This is a genomic window from Paraburkholderia sp. RL17-381-BIF-C (assembly GCF_046026435.1).
Taxonomy (GTDB): domain Bacteria; phylum Pseudomonadota; class Gammaproteobacteria; order Burkholderiales; family Burkholderiaceae; genus Paraburkholderia.
Map to the genome: position 1 here is coordinate 1 of NZ_JARESX010000076.1, position 23,165 is coordinate 23,165.

Here is a 23,165-nt window from a genome sequence, read left to right on the forward strand (position 1 = left end):
GCCAGTTTGACGACAAGCACAATGACGATGTCCCGCCTGAAAGTTGGTCTCGACACCCAGCCGGCGAGTCGCGCGCGCAGGACGGGGCGAGGCGGATTCCTGTCGTTCAGCGTGATGGTCATGATCGGTCGATGGACGACTTCGGTTGAATTTATTCAGTCTGTTCAAAACGCGTGCGCAAATCGGCAAGCGCATGACACAGACAGCACAGCCGATGAATGGACGGGTCTGGTCCCATGTCACCGGTCGCGGTAACTCACATCTTCACGAAAGATCGGTTGCTCACGTTTGAGCGAAGTCAACAAACTCAGCGCTAGAACACAGCGATGGCGATAGATCGCCGATCTTGCGTTGATTGAGTCCGTCAGCCATGGCTGTTTTTCAACGTTCGCGATTTGTTGTGACACGTCAAGTGGGCTGGGGAAAATGTGCGTAGTCTCAACACGGAGAACGCACCGACCTTGAGGCCTCGGGCGACAAGTGCAGTAGGCACATGTCCGGTATTGCAGTCCGTCGGGCCTCGCGGACAGCGGCTCGCTGCATGATCCCTTCATCGCTTTCGAAGCGATGACCGGGCGAATGAAGATTTGGGAGCATGGGTATGTCGCATCATTATCGAATTCTGGAGAAGATTGCCTTTTCAATGGTTGTATTGTCGGCCTTGGTGTGCTCGGTATTTATCGCTTACGAGAGATGTCCCGAATTCAGATTCGCCATGCAGTTTGAAAAAGAAATTCTGACCTGCAATCGCGGCTACTCGGCTATTTGTGCGGGCGTGGGTATCGGCTTGCTGGGAGAAGCGCTGGCTTACTGAATGCAGCAGATATCCGCCGGGGCCGAATTGCCCAATCTCCAATTCACCAATGCGCCAAATGAGCAACCCCGCGAGCCGAAAACACCGCAATTCAATCGAGCGATTTGCGAAAGCGCAATACGCTTAGCGTCAGCATGACTGCGCCTAGCGCTGCCATTGCCGCGAACTGCGGCCATAGCACGGCGAATCCAGTGCCTTTCAGAAAAACCGAGCGCAGCACGACGAGAAAGTAACGCAGCGGGTTGATCAACGTAATCCATTGCAGGACTTTGGGCATCGCGGCGATAGGAAACGCAAACCCCGACAGAATGAAAAGCGGATTGATCAGAAAGAAATTGAGCGCGAACGCCTGTTGCTGCGTGCGCGAAAAGGTGGACAGCAGCAAACCGAGACCCAATGCGGCGAACAGAAACAGCGATGCGCCGACCAGCATGACGAGCGGGTTGCCGACGAACGGAACCCGAAACCATCCTATGCCTACCGCCGTCACGAGGGCAACGTCGACCAGACCGATCAGAAAGAACGGCACGGTTTTGCCGAGGATGAACTCGACCGGCCTGATCGGGCTGACCATGATCTGCTCCAACGTGCCGATCTCGCGTTCGCGAACCACGGCAAACGCCGTGAGGCTGACCACCTGCATCAGCGTGAGCGTGCCGACCACGCCTGGAATAAAGAACCAGCGATCGTCGATCGTGTCGTTGTACCAGGGGCGCTCACGCAGCGTCACGGCGACCTCGGTGCGGGCGGGGCCCGTATAGTTCGACCACGGTTCGCTCATCTGATCGTTCTGGAACTGCGTGACGATCTGGCTGACGTAGCCGAGCGCAATGAGCGCGGTGTTGGAGTTGGTGCCGTCCACGACGACCTGCAGCGGCGCGCTCTGGCCGTTGCCGAGATGCTGCGCGAAGCCGGCATGGATGACGAGCGCCATCGTCGCCTTGTCGCTATCTATGTCATGCGTGATATCGCGGTCCGTGCCGGCGTTATCGACCACGTCGAATTTACCGCTGGCGACGAAGTGCGAGACGAGGTTGCGGCTCGCCTGGCTGCGGTCCAGGTCGAGCACGGCAAGGCTCACATGATTGACGGTGAAAGTCGCGGCGTAGCCGTAGATGATCACCTGCAGCAACAGCGGCACGACCAGCCGGAACATCGCCCACCGGTCGCGCTTGAGTTCGAGAAACTCCTTCATCAACATGACCTGCAGACGGTCGAACATGATGGGCTAGTCCAGATGTTTGCGGAACGCCCGGGCGGCGATCCAGATGATGGCGAGCGCATACACGGCCAGAGCGAGAATCGGCACGGCGAGATCGGAAAGGGTGCTGCCTTTGAGGAATACGGCCCGCAGGATGGTGATGTAATAGCGGGCGTAGACGAGCAGCGTGGCAAGGCGAATGGGCGCGGGCATCTGGTCGATGGCGAAGGTGTAGCCTGACAGCATGCTGGTCGGCAGCATCGTCAGCAGCAGCGCAACCTGGCTTGCGCCGAGCTGGCTGCGAATGTGAACCGACACCAGGTAGCCGATGCCCAGCACGACCAGCGTAAACAGTGCGGTCGTAACGATCAGGGTGCCGACGCTCCCGCGCAACGGCACGTGAAACCAGTAAACCGTGCTGAGCAGACAGAATGCGGCATTGACGAGTCCGATCACGAAGTACGGAAGCAGTTTGCCGAGCATGACTTCGAGCGCGGTGACCGGCGTGGAGATGAGTTGCTCCATCGTGCCGCGCTCCCACTCGCGCGAGATGGTCAACGACGTCAGCTGCGCGCCGACCAACGCAAGAATGACCGCGACGACGCCCGGGATAATGAAGTTGCGGCTGTCGAGCGTCTCGTTGAACCAGACTCGCGGTTCGAGATCGACCACGCCGACGGTTTGCGGCCGTATGCCGTGGTTTTGCCGCCAGCGCAACTGGAATTCGGCCGTAATACGCGCAATAACGTTCTGGGCGTAGCCGATTGCAATGTTGGTCGTATTGGCGTCGGTCGCATCGAACACGGTTTGCACCGTGGCGGTACCCGTCGTGGTGAACACGCGCGAGAAGTCGACGGGAATCGTGACGACGCCGGCACACGTGCCGCGATCCATCGCATCGCGCAATGCGCGCTCGTTGGTCACGTTCCGAACCGCGAGGAACCAGTGCGACGACACGAAGTCCTGCACCAGTTCACGGCTTAGCTGGCTGTGTTCCTCGTCGTTGATACATAGCGGCACCTGCCGGATATCGAGGCTGACGCCGTAGCCGAGCAGCACCATCTGCAACAGCGGCATCAGCAGCGCAATGGCGAGACTGCGCGGATCGCGCCAGATCTGCAGCGTTTCCTTGAAGGCCATCGCCAGCAGCCGCCGCAGGCTCATGGTGAGTGCACTCCCTTATCCGCGTGCGTGACGAGTTGGACGAACACATCTTCGAGGCTGGCCCGGATGGCGCGTACGGCGATAAACTCGATATGCCGTCCTGCAAGAAACGGCTGAAGCACGGTTTCAGGCACGCCCGGGTGCATCAGCACATGCAGCCGGTCGCCAAAGATCGCGGCGTCGATCACTTCGGGCGCCTCGCGCAGCGCGGCGAGAGCCGCGCCTGGCGGCGCGCACACCAGCTCGAACAGATTGCCGCCGAGATTGTGTTCGCGCAGCTCATTCGGGCTGCCAATCGCCACGAGATGGCCCGCGTCGATCAGCGCGATGCGGTGGCAGTATTCCGCCTCGTCCATGTAATGCGTAGAGACCAGCACCGTCACGCCGCCCGCGGCGAGGCCGTGAATCAGATCCCAGAACCGGCGGCGCGCCTCGGGCTCGACGCCGGACGTCGGTTCGTCGAGAAACAGCACGCGCGGACGGTGCAGATTCGCACAGCCGAGTGCGAGCCGCTGCTTCCAGCCGCCCGCGAGCGTTCGCACGAGAATATTTTCACGCCCCTCGAGTCCCGCGGTCGAAATGGCGAGGCGGATACGCTCGGCGATGTCGTGTCGCGGAACCCGGTAGATGCCACAGAAAAAGCGCAGGTTCTCGTAGCAGGTCAGGTCGCCGTACAGCGAGAACTTCTGCGACATATAGCCAATGTGCGAGCGCAGCGCCTCGGCTTGGGTGGCGATGTCGTAGCCCGCCACCGAAGCGCGCCCGGCGCTGGGCGAAAGCAGCCCGCACAGCATGCGGATGGTGGTCGACTTGCCCGCGCCGTTCGGCCCGATGAAGCCGACGACTTCGCCCCTGGCGATGGACAGGTCGAGCCGGTCGACCGCCGTGAACTTGCCAAAGCGCTTGGTCAGGCCGATTGCCTCGACGACGGGAGCCGCGGCGCTCATGTCGGGCTTCCCGACCCGACGAGCGCGACGAACACGTCTTCGATGCCCGGCTCGATGGAAGTGATGGTTGCGTTTGCAATGGCGCGTGTGGCAAGCCGCTCCTGCAATTCCGGCAGACGGCGCGCGGCCTCGTCGACGCGCACGTGCACGCGGTCGCCCATCAGCAACGCGCTCAGCACGCCTGGCGCATCCACGAGGGCGTCGTGAACCGCGCGCGGGTCTGCCGCGGCGATGGCGAACAGGGCACCCGGCATGGCCTGCTTCAGCCGCGCCGGCGTGTCGCACTGGCGGATCTGGCCGGTATGCAGCAGCGCGAGCCGCGAGCAGCGTTCGGCTTCGTCCATATACGCGGTGGACAGCACGATCGTGACACCGCTTTCGCGCAGGTTGTACAGGATCGCCCAGAAATCGCGCCGCGACACCGGGTCTACGCCCGTGGTCGGCTCATCCAGCAGCAGCACGCGGGGCGTGTGAATCAACGCGCACACCAGCCCGAGTTTCTGCTTCATGCCGCCCGACAGTTGACCGGCGAGACGATCGCGGAATGGCAGGAGGCCGGCGGCCTCGAGAAGTTCGCCGCTGCGGGTCCGATTGGCTTTGCGCGATACACCGAAGAGTTCGCCGTAGAAGAAAATGTTCTCGGCGACGGTCAGGTCTTCGTACAGGCCGAAACGCTGGGGCATATAGCTGAGGGCAGCCTTTGCGCGTTCCGGCGCCGCTATCACGTCGATATTTTCCAGCGAGATCTGGCCGGCGTCGGGCCGCAGCACGCCAGCCAGCATGCGCATGATGGTCGTTTTGCCCGCACCGTCCGGCCCGACCAGGCCGAAGATTTCCCCGCGTTCGATGTCGAAGCTGACACCCCGCACCGCCTGCACGGCGCCGAAACTGCGCACCAGGTCGTGCGCGCGAATGGCCGCCGCTGCCGGGTCGGTGCTCATTTGCCCGCTGCCAGCAAAGCGATGGACGCATCGGCCGGCATGCCCGGCAGCAGTTCGTGCGTCGGGTTGTCGATGTCGATACGGATCCGGTAGACGAGCGTCACGCGCTCGGCGTGCGTCTCGACGGTTTTGGGCGTGAACTCGGCCTGCGGGGAAATGAAACTGATGCGCCCTTGGTAGTGCTTGCTGGGGTAGGTGTCGGTCGTCACGGTGGCGGCTTCGTTGAGGCGAACTTTGCCGATATCGGGCTCGTTCACATACGCGCGCAGCCAGACGTGATCGAGTTCATCGAGCGTAACGATCGCGACGCCCGATCCCGCGAGCTGCCCGAGTTCCGCTTCGCGTACTGCGATGACGCCGTCGAACGGCGCGCTCAGCTCGGTGTAGGAGAGCATCACTTCGTCGAGCTTGAGCTTCGCCGCGGCGGCGGCCTGATTGGCGCGCGCGAGCGTGATGTTGTTGCTTGCCACTTCCACCAGCGCCTTGTCGTGCGCGAGGGCCGCGGCGGATTGCCGTTCGGCGGTGAAGGCGAGGTCACGTGCCTGACGCGGAATCGCGTTGCCTTTCACCAGGATTTCCGCTCGCCCCAAGTCGAGCTGTTTTTCGCTGAGATCGAATTGATCGCTGACGACGTTGTGACGTGCCGCCGCCAAGGTGCTCTCATTGGCGCTGATCTGCGCTGTGGCAACTTGCAGGTTGGTCTGGTCGATTTCCGTCTGGCGCCGATACAGGCGATCGTCCACGCGCGCGAGCACGGTGCCGTGCTTGACGTAAGCGCCTTCGTCGAATGGCAGGTAGACAATCGGCGCCTGGACCTGCGTGAAGCTCAGGACACTCTCGTGAGCCTCGATGTTGCCGGACACGATGATATGGGTCGTATCATGATGGGAGCCGAACAGCACCGGCCAACGCCACACCACTACGCCGGCCGCGGCAAGAGCGACTAGCGCGAGCAGGGCCTGCATCCGGTGTTTCGATATGGCCATGGTTTTTGGTTCGGTTCAAACGCTTCCGGATGAAGAGATGCAAAACCGGAGATCGCCAGCCTGTGTATGGTGCGTCTGCTGAAGATAGAGCCGCTATCGCTCCGGCCAATTGACTCAAGTCAAGTTGGAACCCGGTAGGGGCCAGGTCGCGGCTGGTTTGCCGCTCCACGGCATGGTTGATGCATTGCGCCGGTCGCGTCATGTGCTGTCGGCGCGGCATCCGATACGTTCAAATCTGGTCTAGTGTTGTAGTCGTCATGCGGGCGCTACCGTCTGGAGCGTCGCGCGTGGCCGGCATGTGGCCGGGTTGCCCGATAACGTGACTCGCATCTGCGGCATCTGCCCGATTGCCTACCAGATGCGTTCGGTGCATACGATTGAAAATGCCTTTGGGATCGAGGTCGGCGGGCAGCTTCGCGCACTGCGCCGCCTCGTCTACCGCGGCGAATCGATCGGCAGTCATGCGCTGCATGTCGTGATGCTGCACGCACTCGCCTTCCTCGATTTCCCGGACGTGATCCAGATGGCGCGTGAGCATGGTGAAATGGTGCGTCAGGGGCTGGCTTTGAAGAAGGCCGGCAACGAGTTGGTGCAAGTGCTTGGCTGGCGCGATATACATCCCGCGCTGACCTTGCGCCCAACGGCGGCGCAGCGCCGTTCATCTGCTTGAAAGTGAGGCTGAATCATTCGACGATGCCGCTCGAGTTGCGTTTGGGCGAGCCCCGCATACGCCGACGCACGCCGTTTCACCCTCCGCCGCGCTGGCGAATACTTGCCACTTTTTGTCCAGTCCCCCGTTGCCGTTCATACTGTATGGATGTACAGTCTTGTGCGTGGGCCCGTCACGGCGAGCAATTCTTGAGTGGGAAGCGAAAGCGCTTCAACGGCAATGGCGTGCGCGCCGGGTGGCGACGCTTTCGCCTGCGGCCCAGCCATACCTTGCGAGTTCCGGGGCTTGCCTTAGCAAGTCGATCGTGCGACCTCGCATAGTCGAGTGGTCTGAGTCGATCAGGCGCTCAGGCAAGCCCGCACAATGAACGGAGATTCATCTACATGCCGGCTTTATCTGGTCAGAAATCCCATGCCTGAACAACTCTGGCTGCCTGGCCTCGAGGCGCCGCCAACACCGACAGACGGCCTGTTTTTCGCTGTCTTTCCTGACGCCAATACGGCGGCGAGTATTTCGAAGCTCGCACAACAGCTTTGCGGGGAGAGCCGCGCGCGCAGCAAACCGCTCGCGGCGGCCCGTCTGCACGTTACCTTGCAGCACCTCGGAAATTTCGCGGGCGGTTTGCCTCAGGCGCGGGTCGAGGCGGCCATGAAAGCTGCCTCGTTGGTCAGGATGGAGCCGTTCAGCGTCGAATTCGATACGGTGGTGAGCTTTGCATCCAAGCCACGACCGGGGCCGTTAGTGTTGGGCGGGGGCGAGGGCGTGAACGGTCTGCATCGGCTGCACGACGCTTTATGCCGCGCGTTGCAAGACGCAGGGTGCGGGGAGCATGCCATGTCAGCCGCGGTGGACTATACGCCGCACGTCACACTGGCGTATGGCATGCCTTGGGCCGCTGCGCGTCCGGTTGAACCGCTGTGCTGGAACGTGCGCGAATTCGCGTTGATGCACAGTTTGCTCGGGCGTACGCGGCACGTCATGCTGGCTCGATGGCCATTGGCGGATGCACGCCCATAATGCACGGCGCCGCAGTTGATGCCGACGTGTCCAGGCGCGACGGCTCAGAAACGCATGCCGGTCGCGCAGCCACCGGCGAAGCCGCCGCTGCCGCCTGCGCCACCGCAGAACACGCCGTAGCCGGATAGCACGAGCGATATCATCACGGCGGCCAGCGCTGCGCGCGGGGGTGCCCGGGATATGCGTTTGCACAGGTGGAGAGGGTGTGCGGCTATGGCAGTCTCGAACGTGATGGCGGCGTGGTTTCGGCTTGGGTGAGTCATTCCGGATTGCATATCGGCGGTGGTTTTGAGAGGCCACGAGCAAAGGCGCGAACTGCGCGGTCTGTTGAAAGTTTTCTGTCAGGTTTTAGCGCGGGAGCGGGCGGCACGCGGCGTGGCGGCGAACCCTTGAGCCTAGCGTCCGGCCGTGTGCTCTCGAATGACGAAAAATCTGAAAACGTAGGGGGTTTCGTCGGTTGCGGAGCCGGAACGAGCGTGCACTGCCTGATAGAATGCTTGGGCCGCAACGTAGTGGATCGCAGATGAGATTGCTTGATGCATTAGTCGAACAGCGTATTGCCGCCGCCGCCGCGCGCGGGGAGTTCGACGAGTTACCCGGCGCGGGTGCGCCGCTATCCCTGGGCGACGACGCTCTGGTTCCTGAAGAGGTGCGCGTCGCCAACCGGATTTTGAAGAATGCGGGCTTTGTGCCGCCCGCTGTCGAGCAGTTGCGCGCGTTGCGCGACCTGCAAGCGGAGTTGAATGCCGTGAGCGACCAGGCTACCCGCTGCCGTCTGCAGGCGCGCATGCTTGCGCTCGACATGGCGCTTGAATCGCTGCGCGGCGGCCCGCTGGTTTTGCCGCGCGAATACTGCCGGCGTATTGCCGAACGGCTGTCCGAACGCGTCGGCAGCCTGAATGCGGCAGATGCGGGTTCGCCGTGAGCGAGCCGCTAGCTCACTCCATCGTGCCGGATGCGGATTCTTTCCATTCTCACGAAGTGCCGAATACGATGAGTGCTCAAACCTTGGCGGGTGGTGTAGCCGGATCGGCCGCGACGGATTCTGGCTCTGCCGCCGTATTGCCGGATGCTGAGCTCTCGCCCGGCGATTCACCCGCAACTCCCGTTGTCTCCGAGCGCGATCGCCGCTTCATGGCGCTCGCCCAGGCTGCCGCCGAAGAGGCGCGTGCTGCCGGTGAAGTGCCCGTCGGCGCAGTGCTCGTGCGAGGCGACGAAGTCATCGCCAAAGGTTTCAATCACCCAATCGGTGCGCACGACCCGTCGGCGCATGCGGAAATGGCCGCGCTGCGTGCGGCGGCGCAGGCCGTCGAAAACTACCGTCTGCCGGGTTGCGAGCTTTACGTGACGCTCGAACCTTGCCTGATGTGCGCCGGCGCGATCATGCATGCGCGCATCGCTCGTGTCGTCTTCGGCGCGCGCGATCCGAAAACCGGCGCGTGCGGTAGTGTCGTGGATGCTTTCGCTAATCCGCAGTTGAATCATCACACCACGGTGACCGGCGGCGTGCTCGAAAGCGAATGCGGCGCCGCGCTCAAATCGTTCTTTGCCGAGCGGCGGCGCGCCAGCCGCGAAGCGCGCGCTTCGGCACGTGGCGATGCGGGCAATGAATCGGACAGCAAATCGGGCAACGCATCGGGCCACGAAGCGGGCAACGAAGCGGGCAACGAAGCGGGCCCGGCGGAGGCGCTCTGAAACTACAACGTCAAATAAGGTCTTGCTCATGAGCGTCCATCGCACCATCGAACTGATCGCGCCGTCCGGGTATCCGCATGATCCGGAGGTGCTGCATCGCGCGCTGCAGCGTTTTCATGCCCAGGGCCATCGCATCGAGGGCGCGGAAGCGGCGCGGCGTCGCTACCTGCGCTTCGCCGGCACCGACGGCCAGCGCGCTGCCGATCTGAACCGGCTCGCCGACCCGTCGCGTGAGTTGCCGGACATCGTGCTGGCCGTGCGCGGCGGCTACGGCGCGGTGCGCATTCTGCACGGCCTCGACTACGAAGGGCTGCAACGGCGGCTGACCGATCAGCCGGTTGCCCTCGTGGGGCATAGCGATTTCACCGCGATCCAGCTTGCGTTGCTGGCGCGAGCCGGGGTGAAAACCTTCGGCGGTCCGATGGTGATGAGTGATTTCGGGGCGGAGGAACTCAGCGAGTTCACCATGCAGCACTTCTGGTCCGCGTTGACGAAACCGACCATGACGGTCTCGAGCAACACGCCGCAGGCACAGCCCGTAGATGTCTCGGGCATGTTGTGGGGCGGCAACCTGGCGGTGCTGGTGTCGCTGATCGGCACGCCGTACATGCCGCCGGTGAGTGGCGGAATCCTGTTTATCGAAGACGTCAACGAACAACCGTTCCGGGTCGAGCGGATGATTTATCAGCTGCACCTGTCCGGCATCCTCGCGCAGCAGCAGGCACTCGTGCTGGGCGATTTCTCCGGCGCCAAATCCTACGACTACGACAATGGTTACGACTTGCACTCGGTGATCGAGCAGGCGAGGTCGGTGATCGGCATTCCGATCGTGACAGGGCTGCAATTCGGTCATGTCCGCAACATGCTGACGCTGCCGGTGGGCGCGGACGCGCATCTCGTTGCCAACGCACAGGGATTCGAACTGAGCTTGTCGGGCTATCCGTATCTCGCGTGAGCGGACGTGCGAGCGAAGCGGGCCATTGCCCGCTTTATTTCTACTCCAGTAACGCAACTAACGGCCTGTGTTTTGGAATCGACCACGAGCAGAACGACCCGTGAAGGTCCATTGGTTTTGTTGACAAAACCCGCCCTCAACAGACGGCGTCCTTTCAGTCTAATTAAACTTATACATAGCCTGTATCAAGGCTTCGGGACTGATCTATAAGCCCGTCAGCCTTCCCTTGCCGTGAAAATTGTCAAAATTAAAATCAAAAATTGTTGACAATCTTTATGTCCATCCTAAGATGACCAACATACCGAGACGCACATCATGTCCGACGCAGACCCTACCGCCGCCAATAGTTCGAAACCTGAAGTGATCGCCGAGCGCATCCGCGCCGCGATCCTCGAGCATCGGCTTGCGCCGGGCGCCAAGCTGACCGAAGCGCAGTTGTGCGAAGTATTCGGCGTGAAGCGCGGCCCGATCCGGCAGGCGCTGACGCAACTCGCGACGGACCACCTCGTCGATCTCGAACCGAATCGCGGCGCGTTCGTGGCGAGCCCCTCGCTACAGGAAGTGCATGAGGTGTTCGAGATGCGCCGCATCATCGAACTGGCGGTGGTGGAAAAGATTTGCAGCGGTCACGGCATGCGGCGCTTGAAGAGCATTGGCAGCATGATCGGCCGGGAACGCAAAGCGTTCGAAACACGTGATTTTCCGGCGTGGATTCGCCTGTCGGGCGAGTTTCACACCGAATTGGCGGGACTGACCGGCAACACGGTGTTGTGCGATTGCCTGAACGGGCTGGTGGCGCGCTCCACGCTGATTTCCGCGTTGTACGAGTCGCTCGGACGCAGCCCATGCTCGTTCGAGGACCACGAAGCCATACTCGCCGCGCTCGACGCCGGCGATGCAAAAGAGGCGGCGGCACTCATGTCGCGCCATTTGCAAAGCGTCGAACTGAAGATGCTGGACCGCCCGGCGCGTGGTGCGGCCGATCTGCGGGAAGTGTTCGGCGCCCTCAACGGTGCGCCTAGAGAATGACCCACGACAATGTCCACGCCATGCTGAGGCAGGCGGCCGGCGTGCGCGCCTGACTGGTGCGCGCCGCACTGAATTGAACTGAACGAATCACGTGTTGCAAGGCGGCTCGACGTGAGCGCTGCCGGCTTGCGCACGCGTGTCCGCCGCCGGGCGACGGGCATCGAGTAGCAGCAACGCATCGCCGGCGCTCCGCGGCTGCTGACGGTGCGACAACCACAAGTACTTCAGTACGGAGATATCCGCGGCACGGCAAACCAGGCGGCTCGCCTGTGCTTCGTCCCGAACGGGCAAAGCGCGCGCGACTGGCATGGCCGATGCATCGTCCTTCGATTCGCTATCGATGGTCTCTATCCCAAGGAGGAATCATGGCTCAGTTCAGTGCAGCGCCCGGCAATCCTGCAATTCCCACTTACGCAGACGGCGGCGCAACCGGCGATCCGTCAATGCCCGCAGGCTACAGCGAACGGCTCTATAACGAAGACCTCGCGCCGTTGCGCCACCAAACCTGGGGCGCGTACAACATTTTTGCGTTCTGGATGTCCGACGTGCACAGCGTCGGCGGCTATGTGTTCGCGGGCAGCCTGTTCGCGCTCGGGCTGACGAGCTGGCAGGTGCTGATCGCGTTGCTGGTCGGCATTACGATCGTGAACCTGTTGTGCAACCTGATCGCCAAGCCTAGCCAGGCGAACGGCGTGCCTTATCCGGTCGCGTGCCGTGCGACCTTCGGTGTGCTCGGCGCGAATATTCCCGCGGTGATTCGTGGCCTTATCGCGGTCGCGTGGTACGGCATTCAGACTTATCTGGCGTCGAGCGCGCTGGTGATCGTGGTGTTGAAGTTCGTTCCCCAACTGCTGCCGTATGCCGATGTCCATCATCACGGCTTCATGGGCCTGTCGACGCTCGGCTGGGCCGGTTTCATGCTGCTGTGGGTCTTGCAGGCACTCGTGTTCTGGCACGGCATGGAGACCATCAAGAAGTTCATCGACTTCGCCGGCCCGGCCGTCTACGTGGTGATGTTCATTCTCGCGGGCTACATGGTGTATCGCGCGGGATGGCGCAACATCGGCATCAACCTGGGCGGCGTCAAATATCACGGCATGGAAGTCGTGCCGGTGATGATCACGGCGACTTCGCTGGTGGTGTCGTACTTCTCCGGACCGATGCTCAACTTCGGCGACTTTTCGCGCTACGGCAAGAGCTTTCGCAGCGTGCAGCGTGGCAACTTCTGGGGGCTGCCGGTCAACTTTCTGGCCTTCTCGCTGGTGACGGTGATCACGACCGCTGCCACGCTGCCGGTATTCGGCCAGTTGATCACGGACCCGGTTGAAACCGTGGGCCGTATCGATTACCCGACCGCGGTGATTCTCGGCGCGCTGACCTTCACGATCGCGACGATCGGCATCAACATCGTCGCCAATTTCGTCTCGCCGGCATTCGACTTCTCCAACGTCGCGCCGCGGCTGATCAGCTGGCGCGCGGGCGGCATGCTCGCAGCGGTGGCGTCGATTTTCATTACGCCGTGGAATCTGTTCAACAACCCCGCCGTGATCCACTACACCCTCGATGTTCTCGGCAGCTTCATCGGACCTTTGTACGGTGTCCTGATCGTCGATTACTATCTCGTGAAGCGTCAGAAAATCGTGCTCGACGATCTGTATACGGTTGCGCCCACCGGCTCGTACTGGTATCGCAACGGCGTGAACTATCGGGCGGTCGCCGCGTTGCTGCCGGCTGCCGTGATCGCCGTGCTCTGCGTGATGGTGCCCGCGCTCGACGGCATGGCGAATTTCTCGTGGTTCATTGGCGCCGGCCTCGCCGCGCTGTTCTATCGCGTGATGGCACGCTGAATCGCACGCTGAATTGTGCAGATGCAACAGGAGTGGATATGCGCATCAAACTGATCAACCCGAATACGACCCAGCGCATGACGGAAGCAATGGGCCGCTGCGCGCGCGAAGTCGCCGCGCCGGGCACTGAAGTCATCGCGGTGAATCCGACCATGGGGCCGCCGTCGATCGAAGGCTATTACGACGAAGCGCTGGCGACGCCAGGCTTGTTGGCCGAGGTTGCGGCCGGCGAGCGCGAAGGCTGCGACGGTTACGTGATTGCCTGCTTCGGCGATCCGGGTCTCTACGCGGCACGCGAGTTGGCGCGGGGTCCGGTGATCGGCATCGCCGAGGCGGCAATGCACGCGGCCAGCGTGCTGGCGCCTGGCTTCTCCGTGGTGACCACGCTGGCGCGCACCTGCGGCATGGCGTGGCACCTCGCCGAGCGCTACGGCATGAAGCGGTTTTGCCGCAACGTTCGCGCCACCGACGTCGCCGTCCTCGACCTCGACAAGCCTGGCTCGGCGGCGCGCCGCATCATTCTCGACGAATGCCGGCGCGCGCTTGCCGAGGACGGCTCGGACGCGATCGTGCTCGGCTGCGCGGGTATGGCCGAACTGTGCGCGGAGATCGAGGACGCGCTCGGCGCGCCGGTGATCGAAGGCGTGACAGCAGCGGTGAAATGGACCGAGGCGCTGGTCTCGCTGCGTCTTTCGACCGCCAAACGCGGCGACTATGCGCGGCCGCTGGCCAAGCGCTACGACGGCGCGCTGGCATCGTTCAGTCCGGTCGACGCCGATCCGAACCCGCGTGCGCCGCGCGGATCTACCGAAGCTTCCTCGGCAAATGCGCCGGAAAATGCAGGAACGTCCGATTTGGTGCGGGTAAACACTACGGAACCGGGCCGGCACATACATTCAGTGTGACACGCACTATCTGCCCCGGTGTATGGGCGCACCGGGGCGTTTTCGCTACACTGGTCCAACTCGGCGCGGGGTGCCTGAAAGGTTTTTTGTGTTGCTTCAGGCGCTGTTTCCGGTGTTTATTCGGCCGCGCCCACCCCACGTGCATACACGTGAGTTCCACGCGAATTTTACGTAACGTCACCACGCATTCGTCAAACCATGCCACTCGACCCGAACTACCCACGCGATCTGATCGGCTACGGCCGCCACCCGGTGCAGGCCAACTGGCCGGGGCGAGCGCGTGTTGCGGTGCAATTCGTTCTGAATTACGAAGAGGGCGGTGAAAACTGCGTGCTGCACGGCGATCCTGGCTCGGAGCAGTTCCTGTCGGAAATCGTCGGCGCCGCGGCTTATCCGGCTCGCCATATGAGCATGGAGTCGATCTACGAATACGGCTCGCGCGCGGGCGTCTGGCGCATTCTGCGCGAATTCGAAAAGCGCGGCCTGCCGCTCACGGTGTTCGGCGTCGGCATGGCGATCGAACGGCATCCGGAACTGGCGCGCGCGTTCGTGGAGCTCGGTCATGAGATTGCCTGCCACGGCTATCGCTGGATTCACTATCAGGACGTGTCGCCGGAGAAAGAAGCGGAGCACATGCGTCTCGGCATGGAAGCGATCGAGCGCGTGACAGGCGAGCGTCCGCTTGGCTGGTACACCGGCCGTGACAGTCCCAATACGCATCGTCTGGTCGCCGAATACGGCGGATTCCTGTACGACTCCGATTACTATGGCGACGACCTGCCGTTCTGGATGGACGTGGACGTTACCGGTGGCACGACAGTGCCGCAATTGATCGTGCCGTACACGCTCGACACCAACGACATGCGCTTTGCAAGCCCGCAAGGCTTCAACACGGCAGACCACTTCTTCACGTACCTGCGCGATGCATTCGACGTGCTCTACGAAGAGGGCGACGAAGCGCCGAAGATGCTTTCCATCGGCATGCATTGCCGTCTGCTCGGGCGCCCTGGGCGTTTTCGCGCGCTGCAACGTTTTCTCGACCATATCGAACAGCACGATCGCGTGTGGGTGACGCGGCGCGTCGATATTGCGCGCCACTGGCGCGAACATCACCCTTACCAACAAGACAACCGCGGGGCAGCGGCATGAAGGCGATGCAATACACTCTGGACCAACTCAACAGCATCTCGACCGAAGCGTTCGTGGCAACGCTGTCGGGTATTTTCGAGCACTCGCCGTGGGTCGCGGAAATCGCCGCGCAGCAACGGCCTTTCGCCAGTATCGACGAGTTGCATCGCAAGATGTCGAACATCGTCGAAACGGCCGGTGAAGAGAAGCAACTGGCGCTGATCAATGCCCACCCGGAACTCGCCGGCAAGGCCGCGGTGCGCGGCGAACTGACGGCCGAATCCACGCGCGAGCAGAGCGGCGCCGGCCTCGCGCAATGCACGCAGGAAGAGTTCGACAAGCTGCTCGCGCTGAACGCCGCTTATCGCGAGAAGTTCGGTTTTCCATTCATCCTCGCCGTGCGCGGTTATGACCGTCACGGCATCATCGCGAACTTCGAAGCGCGCGTGAACAATAGCCGCGCCGAAGAACTGCGCGCGAGCCTCGATCAGATCTACCGCATCGCACGTTTCAGGCTCGACGACCTGATCGACGCATAAGGCTTAACCACGCGTCGCGGACCTCGAACCGAAACGTTTTTTCAGCACTGGCAAATATCAAGGAAGACAAAAATGGCACTCCCGATTCTCGACCCCAACGCACCGGAATTCACGCGCCGCTATGTGAACCTGGCGGACCCGCGTCTGGGCGCGCAGGCGCTCGAGGCCAGCGACGACTTCTTCGCACCGAAGGAGCGCATGCTGAATCCGGAGCCGGCCGTTTTCATTCCGGGCAAATACGACGACAACGGCAAGTGGATGGACGGCTGGGAAACCCGCCGCAAGCGCGCCAACGGCTATGACTGGTGCGTCGTGAAGCTGGCTCGTCCGGGCGTGATCAAGGGGCTGGATCTCGACACCAGCCACTTCACGGGTAATTTCCCGCCGGCGGCGTCGGTGGAAGCCGCGCGCGTGGTGGACGGCGCGCCGAACCAGTCGACGCAATGGACCGAAATCGTGCCGTCGACCACGTTGCAAGGCAATAGCCATCACTATCACGAAGTCAGCGACACGAACGCTTACACCCACCTGCGCGTGAACATCTATCCGGACGGCGGCATTGCGCGTCTGCGTGTGTATGGTCAGCCGCAAGTCGATTGGGCTGGCGCGAGCCGCACGGAGCAGTTCGATCTGGCTGCGATGGAGAATGGCGCCTATCTCGTCGCGGCTAACAACCAGCACTTCGGCGCAGCGTCGACGATCCTGATGCCGGGCCGTGGCGTGAACATGGGTGACGGCTGGGAAACGCGCCGTCGTCGTGAGCCGGGCAACGACTGGGCGATCGTCGCGCTGGCGCAACCGGGCGTGATCAGGAAAATCGAAGTCGATACGGCGCACTTCAAAGGTAACTTTCCGGACCGCTGCTCGATTCAGGCCGCGTATGTCACGGGCGGCACGGACAGCTCGCTGATCACGCAAGCCATGTTCTGGCCGGTGCTGCTCGGCGAACAGAAACTGAAGATGGACAATCAGCACTATTTCGAAAGCGAGATCGCGGCACTGGGTCCGGTGACGCACGTGCGCTTCAATATCATTCCGGACGGCGGCGTGTCGCGTCTGCGTCTGTGGGGCACGCTCGCATCATGAAAACGCTCGCGATCGAACCGTTGACGAAAGAAGCGTTCGCCGCATTCGGCGACGTGATCGAACTCGAAGGCGCGAAGCAGATCCCGATCAACCTCGGCACGACGATCCGCTATCACGATCTCGCGAAAGTGGATGTCGCCGACGAGAACGGCCGTACGCTCGTGAACCTGTTTCGCGGGCAACCGCGCACGCTGCCGTTCGAAGTGAAGATGCTCGAGCGGCACCCGCTCGGCAGCCAGGCGTTCGTCCCGCTAAACGACAAAGCGTATCTGGTGGTCGTGGCGCCGGCAGGTGAGCTGGACGTGTCGAAGATTCGCGCTTTCGTGACGAGCGGCTGGCAGGGCGTGAACTATGCGAAGGGCGTGTGGCATCATCCGCTGATCGCGTTGGGTGAGGTGAGCGACTTTATCGTCGTCGATCGCGGCGGGGATGGACTCAATCTCAATGAGCAGGATCTCGCCGAGTCGTTGTGGCTCACGGAAGATGCGTTGAGCGCGGTGGCGGTATGAATTTTATCGCTACGGCGTAGCGAGCAGGTTGATTTGAAAGAACCCACAGCATTACCAGTGCTGTGGGTTTTTTGTTTTGGTGGCGAACCACAAAACTAGCGCGACGCCGTCGTTGCGCGTTTAGCTACGTTTGGCGAGAAGCGGCGAATACCCGATTACTTGGCGCACGCATTGCGCCGGGGCAGGCGCGCAAAATTCTGCGGCGCCTATAGCCGGTTTAAGCCCCTCGAATTGCAGGCTCTTCTTCGGCGAGCGCAAAGACGCCATGCCATCGACTCAGGCGTGAAGCTTCTGCTTCCCGGCGGCGTGCCATTGCAACCCAATAAACAACATATATCCTCGACGCCGTACGCCGGCACTCCCAGTGCGTCGATGTCGAAGCGTTCGATGATCAGCGCCCGGCCATCGCGCGCCATCTGCGTGCGCGCGACAGGCGCGACGCCGAGCCGGTCCAGCACGCGCATTGAATAGAGCTCGTTGAAGCCGGGAAACGGCGTGTTGTCGTCCGAGCCCTTGACGATGCGGTGGCTCGTCACGGAGAAACCGACACCAGCCGGCCAATGAAAAGCGGGCTTTCCGCTCACGCGAAAAGCCCGCTTCAAGGTCGCTCGATTCTTCGTGACGCCGGGCAGCATGCCCGGCCAGTGGTTACTTCACCGCACCACCTTCAAACCACGCGGCGATCTTCATCCGCTCGTCGTCGGTCATATGCGTCACGTTGCCAAGCGGCATGGCCTTCAACGTCACGGCTTGCTGATAGATCCGTTGCGCGTTCTGCGAGATCTCATCCGGCGTATCCAGCAGCACGCCGGCAGGAGCGCTCCCCATCATCGTCGGATGCGCGGAGTGGCAAGCCACGCAGCGCTGTTGCAGAACCGGTGCGATATCGGCCACCTTCACCGTCGGCGCGTTCGCGGCTTGCGCTTGCGGCACGATCGGCTTCGGCATGGTCCAGAAGAGCGCGCCGAACATCAACGCGATACCCACCAGCGGCAGATACCACAGCACCTGGCCACGGTGGCGCATCACGAAGAACTGACGAATCAGCGCGCCAGCCAGCATGATGACCAGCAGCACAGCCCAGTTGTACGGATGCGTGTAGGTCATCGCGTAGTGGTTCGACAGCATCGCGAACACCACCGGCAACGTGAAATACGTGTTGTGCACCGAGCGCTGCTTGCCGCGCTTGCCGTAGATCGGGTTCGGCGTGTCGCCCTTGAGCATGGCGTCGACCATCTTGCGCTGGCCCGGAATGATCACGAAGAACACGTTTGCCGACATGATGGTTGCCAGCATCGCGCCCATGATCAGGTAAGCCGCGCGGCCCGCGAAAATATGGCACGCGAGCCACGCCGCGATCAGCACATACACGCCGACGCAGATGCCCAGCACCTTGTCCTTGTTACCGAGGATGCGGCACAGCGAGTCGTACACGATCCAGCCGGCGGCGAGGAAGCCGAGCGCCGCGGCCACAGCGACCACCGGGCCCATATCCAGCACGTTCTTGTCGATCAGGTAAGTGCTCGGCGAGAACAGATACAGCACGGTGAAAAGACCAAAGCCCGACAGCCACGTGGTGTACGAGGGCCACTTCGACCAGTGCAGATCGTCGGGCATTTCCGGCGGCGCGACGGTGTACTTCTGCATGTTGTAGAAGCCGCCGCCGTGCACGTGCCACAACTCGCCGAACACGCCGCGTTTGCGCTGGTTCGGGTCCGTTGGCGGTTTCAGGCTGTTGTCGAGCGCGACGAAATAGAACGATTCGCCGATCCATGCAATCGCGGCGATGACGTGGAACCAGCGAATCGCCAGATTCAACCAGTCTGTGATAAAGCCTTCCATGAAACTCCTCCACTTCTGATTCGTTGTACACGCAACGACGTTGGGTGCCTTTCTGAACCCGGCGAGCGGGTTGTCGGCAGACAAAACGTCGCTGCGCAGACTGCGGGGTGCCCACAAGGGGCCATCTTTCGGTGCCAGGCCCTGAGGACGAAAGACGCGGTGCGCTCAGTTCGCACGCGCCGTTTTTTATTGGCTCGTCGGGTCGGATCGGGTTCGCTGGAACCGCATGTGTTCGATTGCGTTTCGCGGGTACTCGCGTGAGTCTGCGCGAGCATCTGCGCAATGCAATCGAGCGCGATCGGCAGGTGGCGCGAACTCGACCTCGATTTCCCAACACCTCGTGGCAGATATGTCCTTAGCTGCCGCGATAGGTGCTGTACGACCACGGCGACACCAGCAACGGCACGTGATAGTGCGCGCCGGCATCGGCCACGCCGAAGCGCAGCACGACACGATCGACGAAACGCGGCTCCGGAACCTTCGTGCCGATCGACGCGAAGTAGTCGCCGGCGCCGAACACGAGTTCGTATTCGCCCGCGACTAGCGCGTCGCCTTCGAGCAGCGGCTGGTCGCAACGACCGTCGTCATTGGTGGTGGTGGTTTTGAGCGCGCGGCGCGTATCGCCTGAGAGCGCGAAGAGTTCGACCTTGATGCCCGCGCCGGGACGGCCGTTCGCGGTGTCGAGCACATGGGTAGTGAGCTTTCCCATTCGCAATTTTCCTTATGTGAATGCGAGGTTTCGGCGGCAGCCCGATCCAGATACGTTTGCGGCGGATCGAGGCTCCACGTCAGTGGCTACATACCCGTCGGCGAATTGAAGCGAGCGCCGTGGCAGCCATTGTAAAAAGGTTGTTCCATTCAGCGCGCGCGAGATAGGAAAGATAATAGCTGGCGCATGACAGACAGCCTGCTGAAAGCCATAACGAGCGGGTTTTCCCGACCTTTACGCTGCATTTGTCTTACCGGCGGATCGTACCGGCGCCAAAAAAGGCCCACTATATCGGCAGCGTGAGGTTGGGTATCGCATTGGCGTGAGTTGTCAGCATTATTTTGGCCGTCGAAGGTTACGTCTGTGCGTTGCAGCAAACAGGAATCGATGACGAACCAGCCGCAACGCACCCCGAAGACGGCGGAAACACGCTGGGTAACCGGGCCAACGGCGTTCGACGGGACGCGGCGGCACGGTGGCGTGCCGTCACATCGCGTTCGAACGGCTTTGCACGGAAGCAATGAAGCGGAGAAACGAATGACGATGGAACAGACGGCCAATCAAACGAATAAGCCGAAGAAAACGATGCTGGTCAAGCACGCAGACGTGCTGGTCACGATGGACGGCGACCGGCGCGAACTGCGCGACGGCGGCCTGTATATCGAAGACAACCGCATCGTCGCGGTCGGCCCGACGGCGGAACTGCCGCAAACCGCCGACGAAGTGCTGGATATGCGCGGGCATCTGGTGATTCCGGGTCTCGTGAACACGCACCACCACATGTATCAGAGCCTGACGCGCGCGATTCCTGCCGCGCAGAACGCCGAGTTGTTCGGCTGGCTGACCAACCTCTACAAGGTGTGGGCAAACCTCACGCCGGAGATGATCGAAGTCTCGACGCTCACAGCCATGGCCGAGCTTTTGCTGTCCGGTTGCACGACTTCGAGCGACCATTTGTATATCTATCCGAACGGCAGCCGGCTCGACGACAGCATCGCCGCAGCGCGCCGGATCGGCATGCGTTTTCACGCGGCGCGCGGCAGCATGAGCGTGGGGCAGAAAGACGGCGGACTGCCGCCGGATTCGGTGGTGGAACGTGAAGCGGACATTCTGAAGGATACGCAGCGTCTGATCGAGACGTACCACGACGAAGGGCGTTACGCGATGTTGCGCGTGGTGGTTGCGCCGTGCTCGCCGTTCTCGGTGAGTCGCGATCTGATGCGCGAATCGGCGGTCATGGCGCGGCAGTACGGCGTGTCGATGCATACGCACCTGGCGGAGAACGTCAACGACATCGCGTATAGCCGCGAGAAGTTCGGTATGACGCCGGCGGAGTATGCGGAAGACCTCGGCTGGGTCGGTCACGATGTGTGGCACGCGCACTGCGTGCAACTCGACGACGCGGGCATCGAACTGTTCGCGCGCACCGGCACTGGCGTCGCGCATTGTCCGTGTTCGAACATGCGGCTCGCGTCGGGCATCGCGCCGGTCAAGCGCATGCGTTTGGCGGGCGTGCCGGTGGGCCTGGGTGTCGACGGTTCAGCGTCGAACGACGGTGCGCAGATGGTCGCCGAAGTGCGTCAGGCGCTGCTGCTGCAGCGGGTCGGCTTCGGGCCGGATGCGATGACCGCGCGTGAAGCGTTGGAGATTGCGACGCTCGGCGGCGCGAAGGTGCTCAACCGCGACGATATCGGCGCGCTGGCGCCAGGCATGGCGGCGGACTTCGTATCGTTCGACCTGCGCCAGCCGCTCTTTGCGGGCGCGTTGCATGACCCGGTCGCGGCGCTGGTGTTCTGCGCGCCGTCGCAGGTGAGCTACAGCGTGATCGGCGGCAAGGTGGTCGTGAAGGAAGGGCAATTGACGACGCTGGAACTCGGGCCGGTCATCGAGCAGCACAACCGGTTGGCGAAGACGCTTTACGAAGCGGCGGCGTAAAAAGAAGAGAGAACGAAGAAGCAAGCACCATGAAGGCAAGGCTGCCGGCGGCGACACACGCGGCCGCCGGCAACCGGCAAAACAACTGATTAAGGCTTTTCGATCAACGTCTTGGTCGCTTCGGCGACCAGACTGCGCAGCCAGCGCACTTCGTCGGAGTAATGCACGCGCTCGTGCCACAGCTGGTAGTACTGCATCGGCGGGAAATCGAGCGGTGCGGGCACGACGGTGAGCAGCAGGAACTTGGCGTAGTAATCGGCAAAGAGGCGCGTCGTCGTAAAGATCAGGTCGGACTTGATCAGCACGTACGGCGCCAGATTGAAGTACGGCAAGGTCACAACCACGTGACGCTTTAACCGCTCGCGCGCGAGGTGCACGTCGATCGCGCCGCGCTGGCCCACCGAATAAGGAGTAGGCGCGAGATGCGGAGCGTTCAGGTACTGGTCGAGCGTGAGCCCGCCGCGTTTGGCGAACGGATGCGTGTTGCTCATCAGGCAGACGATCTGATCGACGAACAGGTTCGACAGGTGCAACTGCTCGGGCGGCTCAGGCCAGTTGCCGACCACGATGTCGAGCTTGCCGTCTTCGAGCGCGAGTTCGTAGTCGAAGGCCGGCCCGAGCGAATGAAACTCGAGCGTCGCGTTCGGCGCGGCCTGGCGAAAGCGTTCGACCACCGTCGGCACGAACAGCACGTTCAGATAGTCCGGGCAGCCGATCCGGTAGCAACGGATGGAAGTGGCCGGATCGAAGTTGTGCTGCTGGAACTTGATGCGTTCGATCTCGCGCAGCGCGTTCTGCACCGGTTCGAGCAGGCGCAGACCGTATTCCGTCGGCACCATGCCGGATTTGCCGCGTACCAGCAGCGGGTCGCCGGTGATGTCGCGCAAACGGCGCAGCGCCGCGCTGATGGCGGGTTGCGATTGATTCAGTTTGACGGCCGCGCGCGTGACGCTGCGTTCCATCAACAGGGTATGCAAGACGCGTAATAGGTACGTATCGATCGCCTCGCGTTGCTGACTCATGACTTCTCCGAAATATATGTTCTGGCTGATCGAGCGGGCGTGGGTGTATATGACTTTTAATATGAACACAAAGCCGCGTCAAGAGTGGGATACCCGCAGAGCACGCTGCGGCGCGGGTTTGCGGGAATTTTGATGGCTCGACTGACTGGGTCGAATTAGGTATTGTCATCCGGTTGTGGTGACGGATCGTCTGCCGGCAAGGTGGGCGGACGCGCTGAAACCGG

Annotated in this window: 24 protein-coding genes; 14 read left to right on the forward strand and 10 right to left on the reverse strand. The window is 62.1% G+C overall.

Annotated elements, in window-relative coordinates; all coding sequences use genetic code 11:
- Nucleotides 1-601 precede the first annotated feature (601 nt).
- Nucleotides 602-814, forward strand: a complete 213-nt coding sequence (locus P0D70_RS30525; RefSeq protein ID WP_091793604.1) for a hypothetical protein — start codon at nucleotides 602-604, stop codon at nucleotides 812-814.
- 91 nt (nucleotides 815-905) lie between these two features.
- Here P0D70_RS30525 and P0D70_RS30530 read toward each other — a convergent pair whose 3' ends face one another.
- From P0D70_RS30530 to P0D70_RS30550, 5 genes are read right to left on the reverse strand one after another with little or no spacing between them, the layout of a single operon-like run.
- Nucleotides 906-2,036 (reverse strand): ABC transporter permease, encoded by a 1,131-nt coding sequence (locus P0D70_RS30530; protein WP_408187220.1) that lies wholly within the window; start codon nucleotides 2,034-2,036, stop codon nucleotides 906-908.
- Nucleotides 2,037-2,042: 6 nt separating this feature from the next.
- Nucleotides 2,043-3,179, reverse strand: a complete 1,137-nt coding sequence (locus tag P0D70_RS30535; RefSeq protein ID WP_408187221.1) for an ABC transporter permease — start codon at nucleotides 3,177-3,179, stop codon at nucleotides 2,043-2,045.
- On the reverse strand, nucleotides 3,176-4,126 hold the full coding sequence (locus P0D70_RS30540) for an ABC transporter ATP-binding protein (protein WP_408187222.1): 951 nt from the start codon (nucleotides 4,124-4,126) through the stop codon (nucleotides 3,176-3,178). The genes P0D70_RS30535 and P0D70_RS30540 overlap by 4 nt, the downstream gene beginning before the upstream one ends.
- Complete coding sequence (locus P0D70_RS30545) at nucleotides 4,123-5,067, reverse strand: ABC transporter ATP-binding protein (protein ID WP_408187223.1); 945 nt, start codon at nucleotides 5,065-5,067, stop codon at nucleotides 4,123-4,125. Before P0D70_RS30545 ends, P0D70_RS30540 begins: the two co-directional genes overlap by 4 nt.
- Complete coding sequence (locus P0D70_RS30550) at nucleotides 5,064-6,053, reverse strand: HlyD family secretion protein (RefSeq protein WP_408187224.1); 990 nt, start codon at nucleotides 6,051-6,053, stop codon at nucleotides 5,064-5,066. The genes P0D70_RS30545 and P0D70_RS30550 overlap by 4 nt, the downstream gene beginning before the upstream one ends.
- 298 nt (nucleotides 6,054-6,351) lie before the next feature.
- Here P0D70_RS30550 and P0D70_RS30555 point away from each other — a divergent pair, with 298 nt between their 5' ends.
- The 6 genes from P0D70_RS30555 to P0D70_RS30580 all read left to right on the forward strand — a co-directional run bounded on the left by P0D70_RS30555 (nucleotide 6,352) and on the right by P0D70_RS30580 (nucleotide 11,419).
- On the forward strand, nucleotides 6,352-6,723 hold the full coding sequence (locus P0D70_RS30555; RefSeq protein ID WP_408187225.1) for a nickel-dependent hydrogenase large subunit: 372 nt from the start codon (nucleotides 6,352-6,354) through the stop codon (nucleotides 6,721-6,723).
- Between the two features lie 411 nt (nucleotides 6,724-7,134).
- A complete protein-coding gene (locus P0D70_RS30560) occupies nucleotides 7,135-7,740 on the forward strand; it encodes a 2'-5' RNA ligase family protein (protein WP_408187226.1) in 606 nt (201 codons plus the stop codon).
- A gap of 523 nt (nucleotides 7,741-8,263) precedes the next feature.
- The gene (locus P0D70_RS30565) at nucleotides 8,264-8,665 is read left to right on the forward strand and encodes a DnaJ family domain-containing protein (protein WP_091793619.1); all 402 of its coding nucleotides are present in this window, start codon (nucleotides 8,264-8,266) and stop codon (nucleotides 8,663-8,665) included.
- Nucleotides 8,662-9,435 carry a tRNA adenosine(34) deaminase TadA gene (gene tadA / locus P0D70_RS30570; protein ID WP_408187227.1) on the forward strand — a complete coding sequence of 258 codons (774 nt, stop codon included), beginning with the start codon at nucleotides 8,662-8,664 and terminating at the stop codon, nucleotides 9,433-9,435. Before P0D70_RS30565 ends, tadA begins: the two co-directional genes overlap by 4 nt.
- A gap of 28 nt (nucleotides 9,436-9,463) precedes the next feature.
- Nucleotides 9,464-10,390 carry a muramoyltetrapeptide carboxypeptidase gene (ldcA, locus tag P0D70_RS30575; protein WP_091793621.1) on the forward strand — a complete coding sequence of 309 codons (927 nt, stop codon included), beginning with the start codon at nucleotides 9,464-9,466 and terminating at the stop codon, nucleotides 10,388-10,390.
- A gap of 315 nt (nucleotides 10,391-10,705) precedes the next feature.
- Nucleotides 10,706-11,419 carry a GntR family transcriptional regulator gene (locus P0D70_RS30580; RefSeq protein WP_408187228.1) on the forward strand — a complete coding sequence of 238 codons (714 nt, stop codon included), beginning with the start codon at nucleotides 10,706-10,708 and terminating at the stop codon, nucleotides 11,417-11,419.
- Nucleotides 11,420-11,506: 87 nt separating this feature from the next.
- Here the strand turns inward: P0D70_RS30580 and P0D70_RS30585 are convergent, their stop codons facing one another.
- Entirely contained in the window at nucleotides 11,507-11,728 is a 222-nt protein-coding gene (locus P0D70_RS30585) for a hypothetical protein (RefSeq protein WP_408187229.1), read from the reverse strand.
- A 56-nt stretch (nucleotides 11,729-11,784) separates the two neighbouring features.
- Between P0D70_RS30585 and P0D70_RS30590 the strand changes: the two genes are divergently transcribed.
- From P0D70_RS30590 to P0D70_RS30615, 6 genes are all read left to right on the forward strand, one after another.
- Entirely contained in the window at nucleotides 11,785-13,266 is a 1,482-nt protein-coding gene (locus P0D70_RS30590) for an NCS1 family nucleobase:cation symporter-1 (protein WP_408187230.1), read from the forward strand.
- Between the two features lie 38 nt (nucleotides 13,267-13,304).
- Nucleotides 13,305-14,171 (forward strand): aspartate/glutamate racemase family protein, encoded by an 867-nt coding sequence (locus tag P0D70_RS30595; protein WP_408187231.1) that lies wholly within the window; start codon nucleotides 13,305-13,307, stop codon nucleotides 14,169-14,171.
- Nucleotides 14,172-14,369: 198 nt separating this feature from the next.
- A complete protein-coding gene (gene puuE / locus P0D70_RS30600) occupies nucleotides 14,370-15,320 on the forward strand; it encodes an allantoinase PuuE (protein WP_091793631.1) in 951 nt (316 codons plus the stop codon).
- Nucleotides 15,317-15,838, forward strand: a complete 522-nt coding sequence (uraD, locus tag P0D70_RS30605) for a 2-oxo-4-hydroxy-4-carboxy-5-ureidoimidazoline decarboxylase (protein ID WP_091793633.1) — start codon at nucleotides 15,317-15,319, stop codon at nucleotides 15,836-15,838. The genes puuE and uraD overlap by 4 nt, the downstream gene beginning before the upstream one ends.
- Nucleotides 15,839-15,910: 72 nt before the next feature.
- A complete protein-coding gene (gene alc, locus P0D70_RS30610; protein ID WP_408187232.1) occupies nucleotides 15,911-16,924 on the forward strand; it encodes an allantoicase in 1,014 nt (337 codons plus the stop codon).
- Nucleotides 16,921-17,433 (forward strand): ureidoglycolate lyase, encoded by a 513-nt coding sequence (locus P0D70_RS30615; protein ID WP_408187233.1) that lies wholly within the window; start codon nucleotides 16,921-16,923, stop codon nucleotides 17,431-17,433. The genes alc and P0D70_RS30615 overlap by 4 nt, the downstream gene beginning before the upstream one ends.
- 206 nt (nucleotides 17,434-17,639) lie before the next feature.
- On the opposite strand, the gene P0D70_RS30620 is transcribed toward P0D70_RS30615, so the two are convergent.
- The 3 genes from P0D70_RS30620 to uraH form a co-directional block, all read right to left on the reverse strand.
- The gene (locus tag P0D70_RS30620; protein ID WP_408187234.1) at nucleotides 17,640-18,068 is read right to left on the reverse strand and encodes a HipA domain-containing protein; all 429 of its coding nucleotides are present in this window, start codon (nucleotides 18,066-18,068) and stop codon (nucleotides 17,640-17,642) included.
- Nucleotides 18,069-18,081: 13 nt separating this feature from the next.
- A complete protein-coding gene (locus tag P0D70_RS30625; protein WP_408187235.1) occupies nucleotides 18,082-19,275 on the reverse strand; it encodes a urate hydroxylase PuuD in 1,194 nt (397 codons plus the stop codon).
- A 355-nt stretch (nucleotides 19,276-19,630) separates the two neighbouring features.
- Nucleotides 19,631-19,984 carry a hydroxyisourate hydrolase gene (gene uraH, locus P0D70_RS30630; RefSeq protein WP_012433320.1) on the reverse strand — a complete coding sequence of 118 codons (354 nt, stop codon included), beginning with the start codon at nucleotides 19,982-19,984 and terminating at the stop codon, nucleotides 19,631-19,633.
- A 537-nt stretch (nucleotides 19,985-20,521) separates the two neighbouring features.
- Here uraH and P0D70_RS30635 point away from each other — a divergent pair.
- A complete protein-coding gene (locus P0D70_RS30635; RefSeq protein ID WP_408187236.1) occupies nucleotides 20,522-21,919 on the forward strand; it encodes an 8-oxoguanine deaminase in 1,398 nt (465 codons plus the stop codon).
- Between the two features lie 89 nt (nucleotides 21,920-22,008).
- Here P0D70_RS30635 and P0D70_RS30640 read toward each other — a convergent pair whose 3' ends face one another.
- The gene (locus P0D70_RS30640) at nucleotides 22,009-22,941 is read right to left on the reverse strand and encodes a LysR substrate-binding domain-containing protein (RefSeq protein WP_408187237.1); all 933 of its coding nucleotides are present in this window, start codon (nucleotides 22,939-22,941) and stop codon (nucleotides 22,009-22,011) included.
- Between the last annotated feature and the right edge of the window lie 224 nt (nucleotides 22,942-23,165).

Excerpts from the sequence above, each read along its gene's own strand:
- P0D70_RS30530 (WP_408187220.1), bottom strand. The coding sequence starts at position 2,036 with ATGTTCGACCGTCTGCAGGTCATGTTGATGAAGGAGTTTCTCGAACTC.
- P0D70_RS30595 (WP_408187231.1), top strand. The coding sequence starts at position 13,305 with ATGCGCATCAAACTGATCAACCCGAATACGACCCAGCGCATGACGGAA.
- uraH (WP_012433320.1), bottom strand. The coding sequence starts at position 19,984 with ATGGGAAAGCTCACTACCCATGTGCTCGACACCGCGAACGGCCGTCCC.
- ldcA (WP_091793621.1), top strand. The coding sequence starts at position 9,464 with ATGAGCGTCCATCGCACCATCGAACTGATCGCGCCGTCCGGGTATCCG.
- P0D70_RS30565 (WP_091793619.1), top strand. The coding sequence starts at position 8,264 with ATGAGATTGCTTGATGCATTAGTCGAACAGCGTATTGCCGCCGCCGCC.
- puuE (WP_091793631.1), top strand. The coding sequence starts at position 14,370 with ATGCCACTCGACCCGAACTACCCACGCGATCTGATCGGCTACGGCCGC.
- P0D70_RS30590 (WP_408187230.1), top strand. The coding sequence starts at position 11,785 with ATGGCTCAGTTCAGTGCAGCGCCCGGCAATCCTGCAATTCCCACTTAC.
- uraD (WP_091793633.1), top strand. The coding sequence starts at position 15,317 with ATGAAGGCGATGCAATACACTCTGGACCAACTCAACAGCATCTCGACC.
- P0D70_RS30625 (WP_408187235.1), bottom strand. The coding sequence starts at position 19,275 with ATGGAAGGCTTTATCACAGACTGGTTGAATCTGGCGATTCGCTGGTTC.
- P0D70_RS30620 (WP_408187234.1), bottom strand. The coding sequence starts at position 18,068 with ATGCTGCCCGGCGTCACGAAGAATCGAGCGACCTTGAAGCGGGCTTTT.
- P0D70_RS30635 (WP_408187236.1), top strand. The coding sequence starts at position 20,522 with ATGACGATGGAACAGACGGCCAATCAAACGAATAAGCCGAAGAAAACG.
- P0D70_RS30580 (WP_408187228.1), top strand. The coding sequence starts at position 10,706 with ATGTCCGACGCAGACCCTACCGCCGCCAATAGTTCGAAACCTGAAGTG.
- P0D70_RS30615 (WP_408187233.1), top strand. The coding sequence starts at position 16,921 with ATGAAAACGCTCGCGATCGAACCGTTGACGAAAGAAGCGTTCGCCGCA.
- P0D70_RS30525 (WP_091793604.1), top strand. The coding sequence starts at position 602 with ATGTCGCATCATTATCGAATTCTGGAGAAGATTGCCTTTTCAATGGTT.
- alc (WP_408187232.1), top strand. The coding sequence starts at position 15,911 with ATGGCACTCCCGATTCTCGACCCCAACGCACCGGAATTCACGCGCCGC.
- P0D70_RS30550 (WP_408187224.1), bottom strand. The coding sequence starts at position 6,053 with ATGGCCATATCGAAACACCGGATGCAGGCCCTGCTCGCGCTAGTCGCT.
- P0D70_RS30545 (WP_408187223.1), bottom strand. The coding sequence starts at position 5,067 with ATGAGCACCGACCCGGCAGCGGCGGCCATTCGCGCGCACGACCTGGTG.
- P0D70_RS30540 (WP_408187222.1), bottom strand. The coding sequence starts at position 4,126 with ATGAGCGCCGCGGCTCCCGTCGTCGAGGCAATCGGCCTGACCAAGCGC.
- P0D70_RS30560 (WP_408187226.1), top strand. The coding sequence starts at position 7,135 with ATGCCTGAACAACTCTGGCTGCCTGGCCTCGAGGCGCCGCCAACACCG.
- P0D70_RS30585 (WP_408187229.1), bottom strand. The coding sequence starts at position 11,728 with ATGCCAGTCGCGCGCGCTTTGCCCGTTCGGGACGAAGCACAGGCGAGC.
- P0D70_RS30640 (WP_408187237.1), bottom strand. The coding sequence starts at position 22,941 with ATGAGTCAGCAACGCGAGGCGATCGATACGTACCTATTACGCGTCTTG.
- P0D70_RS30535 (WP_408187221.1), bottom strand. The coding sequence starts at position 3,179 with ATGAGCCTGCGGCGGCTGCTGGCGATGGCCTTCAAGGAAACGCTGCAG.